The sequence below is a fragment of the Panacagrimonas sp. genome, assembly GCF_965216805.1.
In the GTDB taxonomy this organism is placed as follows: domain Bacteria; phylum Pseudomonadota; class Gammaproteobacteria; order Nevskiales; family Nevskiaceae; genus Panacagrimonas.
Genome location: NZ_CBDCGN010000002.1, coordinates 2,340,163 through 2,358,330 on the forward strand (window position 1 = coordinate 2,340,163; position 18,168 = coordinate 2,358,330).

Annotated in this window: 11 protein-coding genes; 10 read left to right on the forward strand and 1 reads right to left on the reverse strand. The window is 65.1% G+C overall.

Annotation, left to right across the window (positions count from 1 at the left end; all coding sequences use genetic code 11):
- Positions 1-26: 26 nt before the first annotated feature.
- Positions 27-689: a Fe2+-dependent dioxygenase gene (locus ACOOHP_RS11150; protein WP_420466497.1), complete on the forward strand. Its 663-nt coding sequence runs from the start codon at positions 27-29 to the stop codon at positions 687-689.
- Between the two features lie 274 nt (positions 690-963).
- Here ACOOHP_RS11150 and ACOOHP_RS11155 read toward each other — a convergent pair whose 3' ends face one another.
- Positions 964-1,944: an alpha/beta hydrolase gene (locus tag ACOOHP_RS11155; RefSeq protein ID WP_420466975.1), complete on the reverse strand. Its 981-nt coding sequence runs from the start codon at positions 1,942-1,944 to the stop codon at positions 964-966.
- On the opposite strand from ACOOHP_RS11155, the gene ACOOHP_RS11160 reads away from it, so the two are divergent.
- The 9 genes from ACOOHP_RS11160 (at position 1,943) to ACOOHP_RS11200 (ending at position 18,131) form a co-directional block, all read left to right on the forward strand.
- On the forward strand, positions 1,943-2,980 hold the full coding sequence (locus tag ACOOHP_RS11160; protein ID WP_420466498.1) for a hypothetical protein: 1,038 nt from the start codon (positions 1,943-1,945) through the stop codon (positions 2,978-2,980). The genes ACOOHP_RS11155 and ACOOHP_RS11160 overlap by 2 nt on opposite strands.
- Positions 2,977-3,417, forward strand: a complete 441-nt coding sequence (locus ACOOHP_RS11165; RefSeq protein ID WP_420466499.1) for a hypothetical protein — start codon at positions 2,977-2,979, stop codon at positions 3,415-3,417. Before ACOOHP_RS11160 ends, ACOOHP_RS11165 begins: the two co-directional genes overlap by 4 nt.
- 14 nt (positions 3,418-3,431) lie before the next feature.
- On the forward strand, positions 3,432-4,397 hold the full coding sequence (locus ACOOHP_RS11170; RefSeq protein ID WP_420466500.1) for an MBOAT family O-acyltransferase: 966 nt from the start codon (positions 3,432-3,434) through the stop codon (positions 4,395-4,397).
- Positions 4,398-4,420: 23 nt separating this feature from the next.
- Positions 4,421-4,684, forward strand: coding sequence for an acyl carrier protein (locus tag ACOOHP_RS11175; protein WP_420466501.1), 264 nt, complete (start codon positions 4,421-4,423; stop codon positions 4,682-4,684).
- Position 4,685: 1 nt separating this feature from the next.
- Positions 4,686-6,665: an acetoacetate--CoA ligase gene (locus ACOOHP_RS11180; protein ID WP_420466502.1), complete on the forward strand. Its 1,980-nt coding sequence runs from the start codon at positions 4,686-4,688 to the stop codon at positions 6,663-6,665.
- 162 nt (positions 6,666-6,827) lie between these two features.
- Entirely contained in the window at positions 6,828-13,292 is a 6,465-nt protein-coding gene (locus ACOOHP_RS11185; protein WP_420466503.1) for an amino acid adenylation domain-containing protein, read from the forward strand.
- A complete protein-coding gene (locus tag ACOOHP_RS11190; RefSeq protein WP_420466504.1) occupies positions 13,292-16,531 on the forward strand; it encodes a non-ribosomal peptide synthetase in 3,240 nt (1,079 codons plus the stop codon). Before ACOOHP_RS11185 ends, ACOOHP_RS11190 begins: the two co-directional genes overlap by 1 nt.
- Positions 16,531-17,313, forward strand: coding sequence for a hypothetical protein (locus tag ACOOHP_RS11195; RefSeq protein WP_420466505.1), 783 nt, complete (start codon positions 16,531-16,533; stop codon positions 17,311-17,313). The genes ACOOHP_RS11190 and ACOOHP_RS11195 overlap by 1 nt, the downstream gene beginning before the upstream one ends.
- Positions 17,253-18,131, forward strand: coding sequence for an alpha/beta fold hydrolase (locus ACOOHP_RS11200; RefSeq protein WP_420466506.1), 879 nt, complete (start codon positions 17,253-17,255; stop codon positions 18,129-18,131). Before ACOOHP_RS11195 ends, ACOOHP_RS11200 begins: the two co-directional genes overlap by 61 nt.
- The last annotated feature ends 37 nt before the right edge of the window (positions 18,132-18,168 follow it).

An 18,168-nucleotide genomic window follows, 5' to 3' on the forward strand; every position in this document is an offset into this window, starting at 1 on the left:
TCGATGTAGGAATAGGAGAATCAGCCGTGAATCTGTGTCTGGACCGGGTGCTCGACATCGTCGCGCTGCGCGAGTTTCGCGCGACGCTGGCGCAACTGCCGTTCGCCGACGGCGCCGCGACCGCTGGCTGGCATGCGCGCGCCGTCAAGCACAACCTGCAGGCGCGGCATCCGCAACTCGGCGTGCGGCTGCAGCAAGCCCTGCAGGCGCACCCGCTGTTGCAGGCCGCCGCGCTGCCGGCACGAATGCGGGAGCCGCTGTTCTCGCGCTGCCTGCCCGGCATGGGCTACGATAACCATGTTGACGACGCCCTCATGGGCCACCAGGAGCCCTTGCGCACCGATCTGGCGGTCACCGTGTTCTTGTCGGATCCCGCGGACTATGACGGCGGCGAGCTGGTGCTCGACAGCCATTCCGGCGTCCAGGCCTACAAGCTCAACGCCGGTCAGGCCTTGCTGTATCCCGCCACTACCGTGCATCGGGTCGAGCCGGTGGTCCGCGGCGAGCGGCTGGTGGCGGTGCTGTGGATACAGAGCTTCGTGCGCGACGCGAGTCAGCGCGAGGTGCTGTTCGATCTGGATACCGCCCGCCGCCAGGTGTGGGAACAAGCCGGCGGCCGGGCGACGCCCACCTTCGAGCTGCTGGCCAAGACCTACGCCAACCTGTTGCGAGCGTGGGCGCAGACCTGAGCCCGGATCTGACGAAATGCGACGCGACGAGGGCAACGCCGCGTAACGCGGTCGGTCGGATGGCGGCCAGAACATCCCTTACATTAAGTGCGATTCGTTCTTATTTGCAAATGAATCGTATGCCTAGGCGATAGCTGCCACACCGCAAGTCCATCCAAACCGACTCGTTGCGGGCTCCAGGACGGTGACATCTCCGGAGTAAGCCGTACATCCGCTTGACGCAAATAGCGACCGAATCCACTTCCCCACCGAAGCTCATATCAAGAACTCAAGGCTAGGCCTCGCATGCCAGCGTCAGCCCGCGTACCACCAGACGCCTGGCGAAGTCCGTTACCGGCGTGCGGTGCTCGAGCATTCCGTGCAGGCCTCCGGCCACCACGGCGGCGGTAGCCCGACTGCCCGCCGTGCGCCATCGGGACTCCATCAGCAGGGTGTCTTCCAGAACCGGATCATCTGATCCCACCACCAGCAGGGCTTGGGGCAGGCCGGATAGATCGGCCAGCAGGGGGGACACCTCGGGGTGCTCCCGCAGATGATCGGCGCCGTAATGGCGGCAGAACCAGTCGGCCAGCGGCCAGTCCAGAAAAGGCGTCCCGACGGGCGCAGCCCTAAGCCCGTGACTGCCGCGCAGATCATAGGTGCCGTAATGCAGCCCGACGGCGCGAACGACGGTGAACGCTGGGTGCCGCTTGAGTCGGTTGAGCGCCCCGACCAGCAGATTGGCACCCGCCGACTCACCACAGAGCACGATCTGTCGGCAGTCCAGATGCAGCGTCGCGGCGCCCTGCTCCAGCAACCACTCCAGCACAGCAGTGACGTCGTGCAGTGCGCCGGGAAAGGGCGACTCAGGCGCTAGCCGATAGTCCACTGACAGCACGGCGAACCCCGCTGCGGCCAGGGTCTCCAGCCACGGGTCCTGCTGATCAGCACCGCCAAGCACCCATCCCCCGCCGTGTGCGTGCAGGCACAGGGCTCGTGGCGCGGTACCGCAGATCAGCCGAGCCCGGCAGGAGCCGCTGGTGGAGTGAATTGTGATCCAGTTCGCAGATTTACTGCTTCCCCTTCCTGACCATGCGCTACGCTCGGCACGCGTCTCAGCCAGTGGTCGCAGATAAAGAGGAGGCAACGACTTCAGAGCTCGCTCGGTCATGCGATTGAACGCTTCGACGCTGGGTGCAGTACGCAGGCGATCCAGATCGGTACTGGCGTAGACGCCGCTGCCGGACGCGAACCAGTCGTGTAACGGGTTGATCATGTCCAAGGCAGTAATCACATTGTCTGTAGTGGCCGTCTGCGCTGGCCTGACCGTGCTCGCACTGGATTATGCGGTGGGAAAGCTAGTGCCGCCGGTGGCTCACGAATACGAGACCGTGGACGGCATTCGCGACTACGCAAAGGGCGATCCACACGTTCTGGTCCTGGGCTCCAGCTATGTACGCTCTTTACTGCCATTGGCAGCATGGTACCGAACGCAGACGCCCGCCTTCGAAGTCGCCGTGGTGCCAATTGAGGGGGGCAAGCTCAGCGCGCTCGATTGGCTACTGCAACACCGTCTGGGGGCGTTGATCGACGCTGCCGAAAACGCCGCACCGCCACGCCCCCGCTTGCGTCACCTGGTGTTGCAGACCAATTACTACGATCTCTGCGGCGTGCCCGAGGTACAAGGCAATCTCCCCGCCCGTGCCTGGAATCTGCTCGATTATCTGCTCGATTTTGCTGCCAACGGCGCCACGGCGTTCAACGCCAACTACGTGGACAGGGTTTGGAAGCAATGGATGAGCTGGTCGATCCTGGTCAGCGACCGTGGTTTTTTTCGCATCGTGCCGTATCTGCGCCAGCAAGTCGGTTTTGGAATAGAGGAGGCGGTAGCGGGGCGCATGGAAGTTCGCTTGGCGCATTGGTTGGAGATGATCCGTCAGAACGACATAGCTGCAGAATCCTGCGAAGCCGACGGACAGATCGAGGCACTGGACTCGATCCTGAGCTTTGCGCAGCTGCGCAACATTGAGACGTCAGTGATGCTGTGGCCGGTGATTCCCAAGGCGCTGACACCCGAGACATTGGCCGTTACTACGCGCTTTCGGGCGTTCGTGGAGTCCCGCGCAAAGCCCCTGGGCATTCCGGTGTTCGATCTGCAGGAGGCTGGCGTACTCCAGGATGAGGATTTTCGCGCAGACCTCGACCACCTGATCCCTGCGGGTGACGAAAAGGTTTCGCGCTGGGCGGAGCAAGGACCCATCGGCGATGTGTATCGCCGATGGGCGGCCACGACCCTGGGCGATGGCCGATGAGTTTCTCCAGCCCGCTGTTCCTGGTGCTGTTCTTGCCCGCCACCCTGCTGGTCTACTGGCTGGTGCCACGCAAGGCCGGGGCGCAGAACCTGGTGCTGCTGGTTGCCAGTTACCTGTTCTTCTACAGCTGGGGACCGAAAGCCTTCGCGGTGTTTCTGCTCGCCACGGTTGTCAACTACGTCCTGTTGCTGAGCCTACGCCGCCGTGACGCCGACGGCACACCGGTGCGCGCGCGCTTGGTGCTGTGGCTGGGGTTGACTTACAACCTTGGGCAACTGCTCTTGCTCAAATACATCGGTTTCTTTGCGGAGACAGTTGAGTACCTGAGCGTGCTGCTCGGTGGCACCGTCGCCCTTCCCAGCCTGTCCCTGCTGCTGCCGATCGGCATCTCGTTCTGGACCCTTCAACTCACCGCCTATCTGGTAGACGTAGCTTAGGGTTTTTTCCACAGGTGCTCGCCGGCCCGATCGCGCGCGCAGACCTGCTGGATCAGTTCGAACATGCACGGACTCCGACGGCTCAAGAGTTTTCGCGCGGCGCGTTCGAGTTCTTTCTGGGATACATCCTGTGCTTTCTGGTGGGTACGTCGCTGGCGACGCTGGTCAACCCGGTCTACGCCGATCCCGTCGCATACGACGCCGGCTCGCATTGGCTGGCGCTCTACGCCTACACCAATCAGATTTTCTGCGACTTCGCCGGATACAGTCTCATGGCCCTCGGCCTGGGTCGCTGCTTCGGGCTGAAGCTGATCGAGAACTTCCGCTTCCCCTTCCTGGCTCGCAATATCAGCGAGTTCTGGAAGCGCTGGCATGTATCGCTCACCAACATCCTGTTCGACTACATCTACACCCCCCTTGTTACGGGCAAGGGCTGGCTGCGCGGCAAGCTCGGTGCCGGGCTTTTCGTAGTGTTACTGGTCAGCGGTTTGTGGCACGGAGCAACCTGGATGTTCGTGTTGTGGGGCGCCCTCCACGGCCTGGTGCTGATGGGGGCCCATCGCTGGGACGAGTTCTATCGCGGCCTTTGCAGAAATAACCGCGTATGGGTGCAGCGACGCAGGTCGCTGATCTATATCGGACTGGCCTGGCTGCTGACCCAGACCTGGTTCATGTTGTCGCTGATTCCGTTCCGCGCACCGGATTTCTCTGTCGCCGCCGCATTCGCGGGAGGGCTACTCGGCGCCGACGGGACGGAAGCACTGGATTTCGGCAATTTTTCCAACACTGCCAACCTGCTCCTGTGTCTGGCACTGGTGCCGGTCTACCACTTATCTGCCACCGCTCCCGGTCGTGCAATTACCAATGCACTGTACCGCGTGCCGGCACCGCTGCGGGGCGCGACCTACGGCGCCGTCGTCGTGTATTTGTTCGTGATGCAGCCGCTGGCCGAAGGCACCTTCGTGTACGCAAACTTTTGAACGACGGAGCACCGAATCAGACCGTGGACACCATCAGAACTACCGTTATCGAATGGCTGGACGACACCTACCATTTCGGCGAAGCCGAAAGCCTGATCCAGAGTGACGACGCCTCGTTGCTCGATAACGGCATTCTCGACAGCCTGGGCTATGTGAACCTGACCCTGTTTCTGGAGAAGCGATACGCGCTGGCCATCGACCGCAAAAGTCTGACCCGCGACAACTTCGATTCTCTCAACAAGATCACCCGCTACATCCAGAGCCATCCGCAGTATCGAGGAGGCTGATATGCGCGATGCTCTGCCGCTTGCTTTCGTGCCGTCGCCTGAGGCGGCCGCCGCCTCGCGGATGGCGGATTTCGCGTCATACTGCAGTCGACGCGCCGGTCTGCCGCTGCAGGACTGGACGTCGCTATCGACTTGGTCTGCGCAGGCCTACGAGCAGTTCTGGCCGACGCTGCTCGACTACCTGGATCCGCTGCGCGAAGGCGCCTCGTTGCCGGTATGCACCGACACTGCGGTCGAGAGCGCTATTTTTTTTCCGGGCCTGCGCCTCAACTATGCCGAGAACCTGTTGCGTGCGCCGGCTGGCGAGCCCGTCGACAAGATCGTACTTACCGCGCTTGACGAAGCCGGTGGCCGGGCGGACTACACGCGAGCGCAGTTGCGCCGCCAATCCTTTGGACTGGGACAGGCGCTGCGCGAACTGGGAATGAAGGTGGGCAGCCGCATCTGCGCGCTAGCCCGCAACGACGCCAGCGCCATCGTCGCGTGTCTGGGCAGCGCGAGCATCGGCGCGTGCTGGTCTTCGGTGTCGCCCGATCTGGGGCCAGACAGCATCCTGACCCGCTTCGGGCCGCTGGAGCCCGAACTGCTGTTCGCTAATACTCACCTGCGCCTGCAGGGTCAGAAGCGGTCGACCGGCGTCTTGGTGCGCCAGTTGCTGGAGCGCATTCCGAGCATCCGCGTCCTGGTGCTGCTCGACGACGACGCGCTGGACTTCGAGCCGACGTTGCCGGTACTTCGGCTCTCGGCACTGATCGCGAAGCCGCCGCTGGAACGCGTCGTGCGCGTGCCGTTCAACCAGCCGCTGTTCGTATTGTTCTCATCCGGCACCACCGGCGCGCCCAAATGCATCGTGCATGGCCATGGCGGTACGCTGCTGGAGCACCTGAAGGAACTGGTGCTGCATACCGCGCTCACGCCGCAGGACACGATCTGCTTTGTCACCAGCACCGGCTGGATGATGTGGAACTGGCTGATCTCCGGACTCGCGACCGGCGCCCGCGTCGTCGTGTACGACGGCTCCGTGTCCTACCCCGAACCGGACTCCCTCCTTCAGGCGCTAGCCGCCGATGGCGTCACCGTGTTCGGCACCAGCCCTGCTTACCTGCGCTTTCTGCAGGACAGCGAGATCGTGCCGCGCGAGCGCTTCGCCTGGCCGACCCTGCGCGCGATGCTGTCCACCGGCTCGATCCTGTACGACGACCAGTACGACTTCGTCGAACGCGCCTTCGGCCGCCTGCCGCTGCAATCGATCTCCGGCGGCAGCGACATCATCGGCTGCTTCGTGCTCGGCAACCCGATGCTGCCGGTGCATCGCGGCGAGGCGCAGTGCGTGAGCCTCGGCCTCGATGTGCGCGCCAGAGACGGCGAACAGAACCTCACTCAAGGCACCGGAGAACTGGTGTGCGCCAAGCCCTTTCCCTCGCGGCCGGTTGGCCTGCACGCCGATCCCGGGGGCGATCGCTTCCACAACGCCTATTTCGCCCAGAACGACGGCGTGTGGACGCACGGCGATCTGATTGAACTGACCGAACGCGGCGGCGCGCGCATCCTCGGCCGCTCCGACGGCGTGCTGAATATCCGCGGTATCCGCATCGGCCCGGCGGAGATCTACGGCATCGTCGGCCGCATCGAGCAGGTCGTCGAGTCGATGGCGGTAGACCAGGAAGACGTGACGGTTCCGGGCGGTCGCAAGCTGGTGCTGCTCGTCGTGCTCAAGCCCGGCATCACACTCGACAAGCCGCTGACCTTCGCCATCAAGCGCGAACTCAAAAGCAAAGCCGGCATGACGCATGTCCCCGACCTGATCTTGCAGGTGGAACAGCTGCCGCAGACACACAACGGCAAGCGCTCGGAACGGGCGGTACAGGACCTGCTCAACGGGCGCTGCCCGCGCAACTTGAGTGCGATCAAGAACCCTGAAGCGTTAAGCGCGCTGCTCGCGTTCCCGGAACTGAATATCGCTCCGAAGCTGCTCGCATGAACGGCAGCAGCGCTGGGCAAATAGGGTCGGAATTGGGGACGAAGGCTTGTCAAACAGGGAGAAGCAACCGTGACTCAGTCGGACGGTAAAGTTTCCGGATCATCTAACGGGATGCCGCCCGCGGAGTGGAGCGGCCGCGCCGAAGCGCTGGACGCAAACAGCGTGCAACAGCAATTTGAGGCGCAGGTGCTGGCCAGTCCCGGCGCCATCGCGCTGATCTGCGGCACAGTGCGGCTGAGCTATACCGAACTCAACCTGCGTGCGAATCGAATCGCGCACCGCCTGCATGCGACCGGTTGCCGTCGCGGTGCGGCCGTCGCGGTGCTGCTCGACCGTGGGCCGGATCTCATAGCTTCCCTACTAGGCGTGCTCAAGGCCGGCGCGTACTACGTGCCGATCGATCTCGAGTATCCAGGCGAACGCATCGAGTTCATCCTGGGCGACTGCGCGCCGGCCGCGCTGATCGCGCATACGCGCTCGCTGGCGAAGTTCAAGGCCGGCAATACGGCCGTCATCGCGCTCGATGGCAGCGACGCGACGGTGGCCAGCGACGCCAATCCCGTTGACACGGGCACGCCCGACGATCCGGTCTACGCCATCTACACCTCCGGCTCCACGGGCAAGCCCAAGGGCGCGCTGCTGTACCAGCGCGGCGCGATCAATCTCCTGCAGTGGTACACGCGCGGGTTCGGCATGGGGCCCGGCACCACGTTCCTGATGATCGCGTCGATCAGCTTCGATCTTCAGCAGAAGAGCGTGTTCGCGCCGCTGCTGGTCGGCGGCAAGCTGGTGATTCCCGACTCGCCCGCGTTTGACCCGGCGCAGATTCACGCGCTCATCGCCGAGCATCAGGTCACGCATCTCAACTGCGCGCCCAGTGCGTTCTACGCGCTGCTCGAAGACGCGGACGAAACCTACTGGCGCCAGCTTGCCTCGCTCGCGCAGGTATTCCTTGGCGGCGAGCTGATCCATAAGCCGCGCCTGCGCCCCTGGCTGCGCCAGCGCTGGTGCAAGGCGCAGGTCATCAACTCCTACGGCCCGACCGAATGCACCGATGTGCAGGTCTACCATCGCATCGCGCACGAGGAGTTCGATCACGACGGCCCCATTCCCATCGGCCGCGCGGTCGCCAACTGCTACCTGTACGTGCTCGACGAGCAGCTCCAGCCTGTGAAGATCGGCGAGAAGGGCCAGCTCTGGATCGGCGGCGTCTGCGTCGGTGCCGGCTACATCAACCTGCCCGAGCGCACGGCCGAATCCTTCCGCGACAATCCCTTCCGTCCCGGCGAGAAGATGTACGCGAGCGGTGACGTGGTGTCCTGGCGTCCCGACGGTGTGCTCGACTGCTTCGGTCGACTCGATCACCAAGTCAAGGTGCGCGGCTTCCGCATCGAACTCGGCGAAATCGAGAGCGTGCTGTCGCGTCATCCGGATGTCGCGGAATGTGCCGTCACCGCGCCCGCCGACGAACAGGGCGAGCGTTTCCTGAGCGCCTACGTGCGCTTGAAGTGCGGCGCGCGGTCCGATGCTGCGGACCTCGGCCGCTTCCTCGGCGGCCAGTTGCCGCAGCACATGCTACCCGCGACCTGGACCTTCCTCGACAGCTTCCCGAGCACGACCTCCGGCAAGCTCGACCGCCTCGCCCTACCCGTGCCGAACCGGCCCACGCAGAGCAGCAAGCTCGTCGAAGGCGCATCGCTGGAAGAACGCATCGCCGATCAGTGGTCGAGCTTGCTCGGCGGACGCGAGGTGCCCACCGACGCGCGCTTCTTCGAACTCGGCGGCACCAGCCTGCAGGCGATCCAGTTCGTCGGCCGGCTCGGCAAGCAGCTCGGCGTCGCGATCCCGATGGTCGAGTTCTTCCGCACGCCGGCCGTGTCCGGATTCTCGGACTATCTGAATCGCGCGCACCGCAAGGCGGTGGACGGCTGGATCGGACGTTCAAGTTCTGATGCACCAACCGCTGCCCGACCGACTGCCGCGAAGGCTGCACCGCGTGGCGCGCGCGCCGCCGACGTCCCCATCGCGATCATCGGCATGGCCGCGCAGTTGCCGGACGCGCCGGACATCGACCGTTTTTGGAACAACCTGCTCGACGGCAAGGAATCGCTGCACCTGCTGAGCCGGGACGAGCTCAAGGCCTCGGGCCTGCCGGAAGCGGTGTGGAACACGCCGGACTATGTGCCGGTGACGGCGTGGATGAAGGATTCCGAGTGCTTCGATCACAAGTTCTTCGGCTACGCGCCGCGCGAGGCCGATGTCATCGACCCGCAGCAGCGCGTGCTGCTCGAGTGCGCCTGGGCCGCGATGGAACACGCGGGCCTCGCGCTGGACCGCATTGACCGCAAGGTCGGCGTGTACACCGGCGTCGCGCCGAACACGTACTTCTCGACCGGACTGGTCACGCACCCCGAGTTCCGCCAGTTCGGCCTCACCCACACCGTGCTTGCGAGCGACAAGGACTACAGCGCGACGCGCGTCGCATTCAAACTCGACCTGCAAGGGCCGGCCATCGGCATCCAGACCGCCTGCTCGTCCAGCGGCACCGCGATCCACCTCGCCTGCCAGGCGCTCAAGGCCGGTGATTGCAGCGCGGCGATCACAGGCGGCGCCTGCCTGCCCTGGCATTACCGCTACGGCCATGAGTACGTCGAGGACGGCCCGCTGACCAAGGACGGCCACATCTCGGTGTTCGACGCCAACGGCTCCGGCATGGCGCTCACCGGCGGCGTCGCATGCGTGGTGCTCAAGCGACTCGATGACGCGATCACCGACGGCGACACGATTCACGCCGTGATCAAGGCCTCGGCGCTGAACAACGACGGCTCAGGCAAGGTCGCATTCACCGCGCCGAGCGTCGACGGTCAGGTCGGCGTGATCCGCGAGGCGCTGGAACGTGCCGGCGTGTCCGCCGAGACCATTTCCTATGTCGAGGCCCACGGCACCGGCACGCGCCTCGGCGATCCGATCGAGGTCGCTGCGCTCACGCAGGCCTACCGCGAACACACCGACAAGACCGGCTTCTGCCGCATCGGCAGCGCCAAGCCGAATGTCGGCCATCTCGACGCCGCCTCGGCCACCGTCGGACTAGTCAAGACCGCGCTCGCGCTGAGCCATCGCGAACTGCCGCCGAGCCTGAACTACCGCACACCGAACCCCGAGTGCGCGTTCGACTCCAGCCCGTTCGTGGTCAACGCGGAGCGTCGCAGCTGGACCTGCAACAGTCCGCTGCGCGCCGGCGTGTCCTCGTTCGGTTTCGGCGGTACAAATTTCCACGCCGTGCTCGAAGAGGCGCCGCGCCGCGAATCCTCGCCCGCCAAGCGCGCACTACAGGTGCTGCGCCTGTCGGCCAAGACCGACGACGCACTCAAGCAGGCCGGCGCGAATCTCGCCGACTGGTTCTTGCGCACGCCGCAGATGCGCCTCGCGGACGTCGCGTACACGCTCGACCTGGGTCGCACGCGGCTCGACAAGCGCGCCTTCGTCGTCGCGAAGTCCGGCGCGGACGCCGCGGCAAAGCTTCAGGCCGGCGGCGCGATCAGCGGCGCCACCAGTCACGCGCGTCCCTCGCTGGTGTTCATGTTCCCGGGTCAGGGCTCGCAGCACGTCGGCATGGGCGCGCAGCTGTACGCGTCGGAGATGGTGTTCCGCAGCGAAGTCGATCACTGCGCCGAAATCCTCAAGCCGCTGCTCAAGCTCGACCTGCGCGAGGTGCTGTATCCGAAGTCCGGCGACCGCGAGCAGGCCACGGCGACCTTGCGCGCCACCCAGCTCGCGCAGCCCGCGATCTTCACCATCAGCTACGCAACTGCGCGTCTGTGGCAGAGCTGGGGATTCGAAGCAACGCAGATGATCGGGCACAGCGTCGGCGAATTCGTCGCCGCCACCCTGGCCGGCGTGTTCGAACTCGAGCACGCGCTCGCGATTCTCGCCGAGCGCGCCCGGCTCATGCAGTCGATGCCTGCCGGCGGCATGCTCGCAGTGCGATTGCCGGAGGACGAGGCGCGGCAGTACACGAGCGCGGAGGTCGCCGTCGCCGGCGTCAATTCGCCGCAGCTCACCGTGCTGTCGGGTCCGCATGGGGCGCTTGAAGCCGTGAAGCAGACGCTCGATGCCAAGGGCGTCGGCACCACCGTGCTGCACACCTCGCACGCGTTCCACAGTCCGATGATGGAGCCGGTGGTCGCGCCGTTCACCGAGATCGTGGCGCGCCAGCCGCGCAAGGCGCCCGCGCTGCCGTTCCACTCCAGCCTCACCGGCAAGCCGATCACCGCGGCGCAGGCCACCGATCCGTCGTACTGGGCGTCGCAGCTGCGCAACGCGGTGCGCTTCGCACCGGGCCTGCTGGAATTGGCAGAAACCAGGGGCCGCGTGTTCCTGGAATGCGGACCCGGCCAGAATCTTTCCACCAGTTCGCGCCAGATGCTCAAGGCGCAGCACCAGGCGCAGGTCGTGTCCTCGCTGCCGCACGCCGGTACCGAGAATGCGGACGATGCCGAGCACCTCGTGCAGGCGCTCGGCCGCCTCTGGCTCGCGGGCATCGAGCCGGACACCGCGCGCTTCTACGCCGGTGAGGTGAGGATGAAGCTCGGCCTGCCGACCTACCCGTTCGCGCGTGATCGCCACTTCATCGAACCGCTGCACGCGCTCGCGCCTTCGGCCACGGCGGCGCAGTCGGTCGCCTCGCTCGAGGCCGTCGCGGTCGCGCCGCTCGGTGCCCCGCCGGCCGCGACGGAATCACCCGAAGCCCAGGCGATGGCGCTCGCGGGCAAGATCTTCTCCGACGTCACCGGCATTGAGGTCGGCGCAGCCGAAGCAGACAAGACCTTCCTCGAGCTCGGTTTCGATTCGCTGCTGCTCACCCAGGTCACGGCCAAGCTCAAGACCGCGTTCAAGGTCAATCTGCGCTTCCGCCAGCTGCTAGAGGAGTTCCCCTCGCTGCGTGCGCTCGCCGCGCACCTCTCGCCGAATCTGCCGCAGCGGGCCGGCGCGGCCGCTGCGGCCGCCGCACCGCCGCCCGACGGCGCAATCGTGCAGACCCCCGCGCAGGCCGTGGACGGCAAGCCGGCCAAGGCCTTCGGTGCCGGCGTGCGCATCAACAAGAGCAAGGACGACGGCCTGTCGCCGCAACAGCGCAAGTCGCTCGACGCGCTGATCGCACGCTTCATCGCGCGCACGCCGAACTCGAAGGCCTCTGCCGAAAAGCACCGCAGCTATCTCGCCGACCCGCGCGCGGTGTCCGGCTTCCGCCCGCTGTGGAAGGAGATCGTGTACCCGATCGTGACCACCCGCTCCGACGGACCATATCTTTGGGACGTCGACGGCAACCAGTATATCGACGTCATCAACGGCTTCGGCACCACGCTGTTCGGCCACAAGCCGGAGTTCGTGAATCAGGCGATCCGCGAGCAACTCGAGAAGGGCTATGAGATCGGCCCCATCCAGGATTTCATCGGCGAAGCCGCCGAGCGCTTCACGCGCATGGTCAAGCTCCCGCGCGTGGCGTTCTGCAATACGGGCTCGGAAGCGGTGTCCGCGGCGGTGCGCTGCGCGCGCACCGTGTCGGGCAAGGATCTCGTCGCCACGTTCACCGGCGATTACCACGGCATCCATGATGAGGTCATCGTGCGTCCGGGTCCCAACGGCCGCGGCTTGCCTGCGGCAGGCGGCATCCCGAACAGCCACGTTGCGAACAGCCTGATCCTCGACTACGGCGAGCCGAAGTCGCTGGAGATCCTGCGCGCGCGCGCCGATGAACTCGCGGCGATCATGATCGAGCCGGTGCAGTCGCGCCGCCCGGATCTGCAGCCGAAGGAATTCATGCAGGCCTGCCGCGAGATCGCGGACCTATCCGGCTGCGCCTTCATCATGGACGAGGTGATCTGCGGCTTCCGCGCCGCGCCCGGCGGCGCGCAGGAATACTTCGGCGTGCCGGCCGACATCGGCACCTACGGCAAGGTGTTTGGCGGTGGCATGCCGATCGGCGCGATTGCCGGTATCCCGAAATACATGGATGCGCTCGACGGCGGCCACTGGCAGTTCGGCGACGACTCGGTGCCCGAGGTTGGCGTCACCTACTTTGCCGGCACCTTCGTGCGCCACCCCGTGAACATGGCTGCGGTGCTCGCGACCCTGCGCCACCTGGAGGCGAACCCGAACGTGCAGCGCGACATGAACGTGCGCATCGGCGCGTTCGTGGAACGCATCCGCGCGCTGCTCGTCGAGCTGCGTGCGCCGCTGCGCGTGGCCAACTTCAGCTCGCTCTACCGCTTCGAGCTGACCCAGGACGAGGCGTTCGGCGAGCTGTTCTATTACTACCTGCGCGAACGCGGCCTGCACAGCTACGACGGTCGCCTCTCGGTGATGACCACCACCCACGACGACGCCATCCTCGATCGCATCCTCGGCATCTATCGCGACTCCATCACCTGCATGCAGCGCGACGGGTTGATGGGCATGGTCGGCGAGCCAGTGGTCATGGGCCGCGCCAAGCCGCGCTCCGGGTCGATCTGGTATTCGCCGCCGCAGCCCGGCGCACGCGTCGGTCGCGATGCCGACGGCGTACCCGCGTGGTTCGTTCCCGACCCGCAGCGACCGGGACATTATTTGCAGCTTGAGCGACCCTAATGAATGATGCCCTCGCCACCGCCGCCCTGGCAGTGAATCACGATCCGTTCGCCGGACCCGCGCTGACGGCGTTCGCGCCGATCACCGAGTCACAGCGCGAAATCTGGCTGGCCTGCTCGCTCGATCCGGCCCTCAACGTCGGCTATAACGAAGGTATCGAACTACGACTCGAAGGCGAGCTGGACGTCGACATCCTGCGCTGTTGCCTGCAGATCCTGGTTGATCGCCATGAATCGCTGCGCATGACAATCAGCCCGGACGGTGCGTGGCTGTGCGTGCTCGAAAAGCTCGGGCTCGACGTTCCGCTGATCGAAGCGGGCAGCGACATCGAAGTGGCCGCGGCAGGTCGCGATGCGATGCGCGATCCCTTCGATCTGCGCGATGGTCCGCTGATTCGTTTCGTAGTCGTGCGTCGCTCCCCGCAGCTGGGGTTCCTGATGTTCGTGGCGCATCACATCGTGTGTGATGGCTGGTCCACCGCCGTGTTGCTCACTGAACTGGGTGAGCTTTACAGCCAGTTGGCGCAGGGTCGCGAAACTATGCTCGCCGAACCGCCGAAGTACACCACGTATGCGGCTAACGAGCGCGATTTTTTAGACTCGTCAGAGGGCCTCGCGCAAGAGGTCTACTGGCTCAATAATCTGGATTCGCCGCCAGCGTCGCTGAGTTTGCCGACGGACCGGGTGCGTGCCGCACGGCGCGATTTCTCTGCCGACCGCTACGACCACGCCTTGCCAGTCGAACTTGCGGCACGACTGCGCAAGACCGCGGCCGCGCAGGGTGCGAGCCTTGTCGCTACGCTGCTCGCGACCTTCGCTGTCCTGCTGCATCGCCTGACTCAGGCTGAGGATTTGGTGATTGGCTTGGCCGCGGCCGGACAGTCCGCGCTCCTGCGTTACAACCTTGTCGGACATTGCGTGAATCTGCTGCCTTTGCGCCTGCGTCCCAGGGGCGCCATGTCGTTCAAAGAATTCCTGATGCACGCGCGGAGCGCGGTGCTCGACGCCACTGACAACCAGGGCGTGACGTTTGGCCGCATGCTGCAGAAGCTTCGCCTTGATCGCGACACGGGTCGCCCAGCACTAGTCGCCGTCACCTTCAACATCGACGTGCGCGACGACGATATTTCACATTCGGGCTTGGTGGTGTCGTATAAGACGCTGGTGCGGAGCGCCGAAGTATTCGAGATGTTCGTCAACGTTGTCGACGACGGTGCCGGCCTGCTGGTGGAGTGCTCGTACAACAGCGCTCTGTTCGATCGCGGCACCATCAAGCGGCGTATACGCGAGTACCAGACGCTGATCGAATCGGTCTGCGAGGATCCGCAGCAGCTGCTTTCCCGCCTTGCAATGATGAGTTCGGTCGAGCGAGACACTATCCTCCAAAGGTTCGCCTCGCCTGACCCGCTGCCCCTGCAAGATGCCACTGTTCATGGTCGTGTCGCCGCGCAGGCAATGGCTTCTCCGGACGCCATTGCGGTGGAATGCGGCGACACCAGCTGGACGTACCGACAGTTGCTGGCAAGGGCTGGCGCCATTGCCACAGCGCTAACTGACCGCGGGGTGCGAGCCGGCGACTTTGTCGGCGTCTGCCTGCACCGTACACCCGAGCTTCCAGCCAGCCTGCTTGCGGTACTGCAGTGCGGCGCTGCGTACGTGCCGCTGGATCCCGACCTGCCGCGCGCGCGTCTGGACTTCATGGCCGCGGATGCTGAAATCGAGATCGTGTTGTGCGAATCGGGCACTGTGGCACCGGCCCCGCAGGGCGTGCGGCAGCTGCGCCTCGACACGATCACCAATGCGTCTGACGGCGACGCGAGCATCGAGCTGCCAGCGAACGCAGCCGCCTATGCCATCTACACCTCAGGGTCCACCGGCAAACCCAAGGGCGTGGTGGCACATCATCAGGGTGTGCTGAACTGTCTGGCCGGCACGGTGCAGCGAATACCGGTGGGACCCGACGACCGCGTGCTGGCACTGGCGACCTACGCCTTCGATGCCTCGGTACTGGAAATTTTTCTGCCGCTGGTCTACGGCGCGCGGTTGGTAATGGTGACACGCGAACAGGCCGCCGACGGTCGCCTGCTGGCGGCAGCGATCGCTCGCCACGAGGTGACCCGTATCTTCACCGCGCCGGCGGCGTGGCGCCTGCTACTGGGCGCCGGCTGGAGCGGGGATGCTTCCATCGTCGGAGTGTCCTGGGCGGAGCCGTTAACCCGCGAACTGGCTGCCGAGCTGCTACCGCGACTGGGTCAGTTATGGAACTTCTACGGCCCCACCGAAACCACGGTCTGGATGCTCGGTGCGCGCGTCACCGACCCCGCCGCGCCGATCACCATCGGGCGACCCATTCCCAATACCCGCGCCTATATCCTGGACGCCGGGCAGCAACCGGTGCCGATAGGTGTGGTGGGCGAGCTGTGCATCGGCGGTGCCGGGGTGGCGCTGGGCTATTTGCACCGCCCAGAGCTGGACGCGGAGCGCTTTGTGCCCGATCCGTTCTGGGACGGTCGCATGTACCGCACCGGAGATCTGGCGCGCTGGACTGCCGACGGCGAAGTGGAATGTCTGGGCAGAGCCGACCAGCAAGTGAAACTGCGCGGCTATCGCATCGAACCCGGTGAGATCGAATCGGCGCTGGCCCATCATCCCGCCGTCGCCGATTGCGTCTGTGGCGTGTGCGAACGCGCCCCAGGCGATCCGCGCCTGGTGGCTTGGGTGCAGTTCCGCAACGGCGAATCGCTGACCGCGGCCGAGCTGCGAGCGCATCTACGGCAGGACTTGCCCGGATACATGATCCCGCAGCACTTCGTGGACCTGCCTCAACTGCCACGCCTGGACAACGGCAAGCTTGACCGCAAGAACCTGCCGGATCCGTTCTTGCAGGTCCCGGCCAGAATCACTCGCACGCCGCCGACGGGTAGCATCGAACAGGCCATCGCTTCGATCTGGCAGGAAATACTCGGCGGCACCGCGCTGCCAGGACGCGACGACCGTTTCATCGACCTCGGCGGCCACTCGCTGCTGGCGGTTCAGGTTGCCGCGCGGGTTCACGCGCGGTTAGGCGTACGCCTGCCGTTGCGCGACGTCATGATGGAGCCGTTGTCGGCGCTGGCACTGTCGGCCGGACCGACACCACCGGAACCGGCGCGTGAACCTGCGATGCCAGACCCCGGTGCGGCGGTCGTACCTCGCGGCGTCGGCGCCCTGGCGCGGCTCAAGCGCTGGCTCGGAAGCTGATGCTGCTGGAGCCCCTGCACTTCGGAGAGCCGTCACGACCTTTGTTCGGCTTGCGCTTTGCCCCGACCGTGGCGGCGCGACGCACGGCCATTCTGCTGTGCCCCTCTTTCGGCATGGAGTACATGCGTAGTTACCGCGCGCTGTCGTTGCTGGGTCAGCGGCTGGCGGACAGCGGTTTCGATACGCTGCGCTTCGACTATTCGTGCACCGGCGATTCCTCCGGGCAAAGCGGCGCGGCACGTCTGGAACAGTGGCTGACCGATGTGGGAGATGCAGCGCGCGAGCAGCGTGCCACCACCGAGTGTTCGAATCTGTGCCTGATCGGCCTGCGACTAGGAGCGCTGATCGCGGGTGCGGCAGTCGAACAGGGGTTGTCCGCGGAGCATCTGGTGTATTGGGACGCGCCGCGTGATGGGCGAGCCTGGGTCGAACAGATTCGCGGCCTCGAACCACCCTTTTACGCGCGCAAGAATCAGTACCGACCTAAGCACTTGCAGCTCGATTCCGGTCCCGGCGAATTGCTCGGCACACCGGTGGACCCTGCCCTGTGCGCAAGCTTGCTGGCGTTGGCGCCTGCCCGGCAGGTCTCAGGTACGCAGTGCCTGAACTTGTCCAGCGCCGATCAGGACGACAGCGCGCTCCCGGCAATGATGCATCCTGCGCCCAGCGTCAGGCTCCCGGACGCAGCCCATTGGGATCGTGCGTCGTGGCTGACCACGCCGTGGACGCCAGCAGCCTCACTGGAGCGCATTACGCAGTATCTGACCGAGATCTTGCCGTGAAGGAGCAAGCGATCCAGTTCGGCAGCCCGCCGCGCTTGCTGGGCATTCTGTCGCGCCCCCCGCTTATCCCGCCAGGAACTCCGGCGCTGCTGATTCCCAACACCGGTTTCGAGCACCGGGTCGGACCTCACCGCCTGCATGTGCACCTGTGTCGCGCCCTGGCAGATGCCGGGTTCCCCACCCTGCGATTGGACTTGTCGGGTCTGGGCGACAGCCCTGCCTCTTCCACCGACGCGGTGAGCGATCTGCAAGCCGCGATGGATCGTCTGAGCCAGCAGGGAACCGCACAGCACTTCGGTCTGATCGGACTGTGCTCGGGCGCCAACGACGCGCATCTCGCAGCGCTGGCCGATCCGCGCGTGATTGGTGCCGCGTTCATCGATCACTACTGCTATCCCACTGCACGCTTTCGCCGCAATTTCTGGAGAGAACGCCTGCTTGATTGGAGACGCGCGCGTAACTTTTTGTCGGGGCTCCTGCCGCGTAGGGAAGAGACTGAAAAAGACCGGTTCAGGGCTGACCAGATCGAGTACTTCGCCCAGCCTTCGGCTGACGACTATGCGGCACAGCTGCAGCGGCTGGTGGATCGCGACCTTGCGCTGTACTTCCTCTACACCGGAGAAGTGCTGTCCAGCTACAACTACCGCGAGCAATTGACCGATGCCTTTCCGGTACTGCGAAAGCACCAACGGCTGACGCTACACTTCATGCCGCACGCCGACCATACCTTTTCGCAGATCCACATGCGCAAGGAACTTGTGGAAGGCCTGCGCGACTGGGCAATAAGATTTTTGCAACCCGACCTGACGCGTGGTTAGCATGGTTTGCGCGCGCGACCAAACGGACGAAGCGATT

What these genes read in the sequence shown, in the direction of transcription:
- ACOOHP_RS11160 (WP_420466498.1), top strand. Translation starts at nt 1,943, where the DNA reads ATGTCCAAGGCAGTAATCACATTGTCTGTAGTGGCCGTCTGCGCTGGC.
- ACOOHP_RS11155 (WP_420466975.1), bottom strand. Translation starts at nt 1,944, where the DNA reads ATGATCAACCCGTTACACGACTGGTTCGCGTCCGGCAGCGGCGTCTAC.
- ACOOHP_RS11165 (WP_420466499.1), top strand. Translation starts at nt 2,977, where the DNA reads ATGAGTTTCTCCAGCCCGCTGTTCCTGGTGCTGTTCTTGCCCGCCACC.
- ACOOHP_RS11180 (WP_420466502.1), top strand. Translation starts at nt 4,686, where the DNA reads ATGCGCGATGCTCTGCCGCTTGCTTTCGTGCCGTCGCCTGAGGCGGCC.
- ACOOHP_RS11190 (WP_420466504.1), top strand. Translation starts at nt 13,292, where the DNA reads ATGAATGATGCCCTCGCCACCGCCGCCCTGGCAGTGAATCACGATCCG.
- ACOOHP_RS11195 (WP_420466505.1), top strand. Translation starts at nt 16,531, where the DNA reads ATGCTGCTGGAGCCCCTGCACTTCGGAGAGCCGTCACGACCTTTGTTC.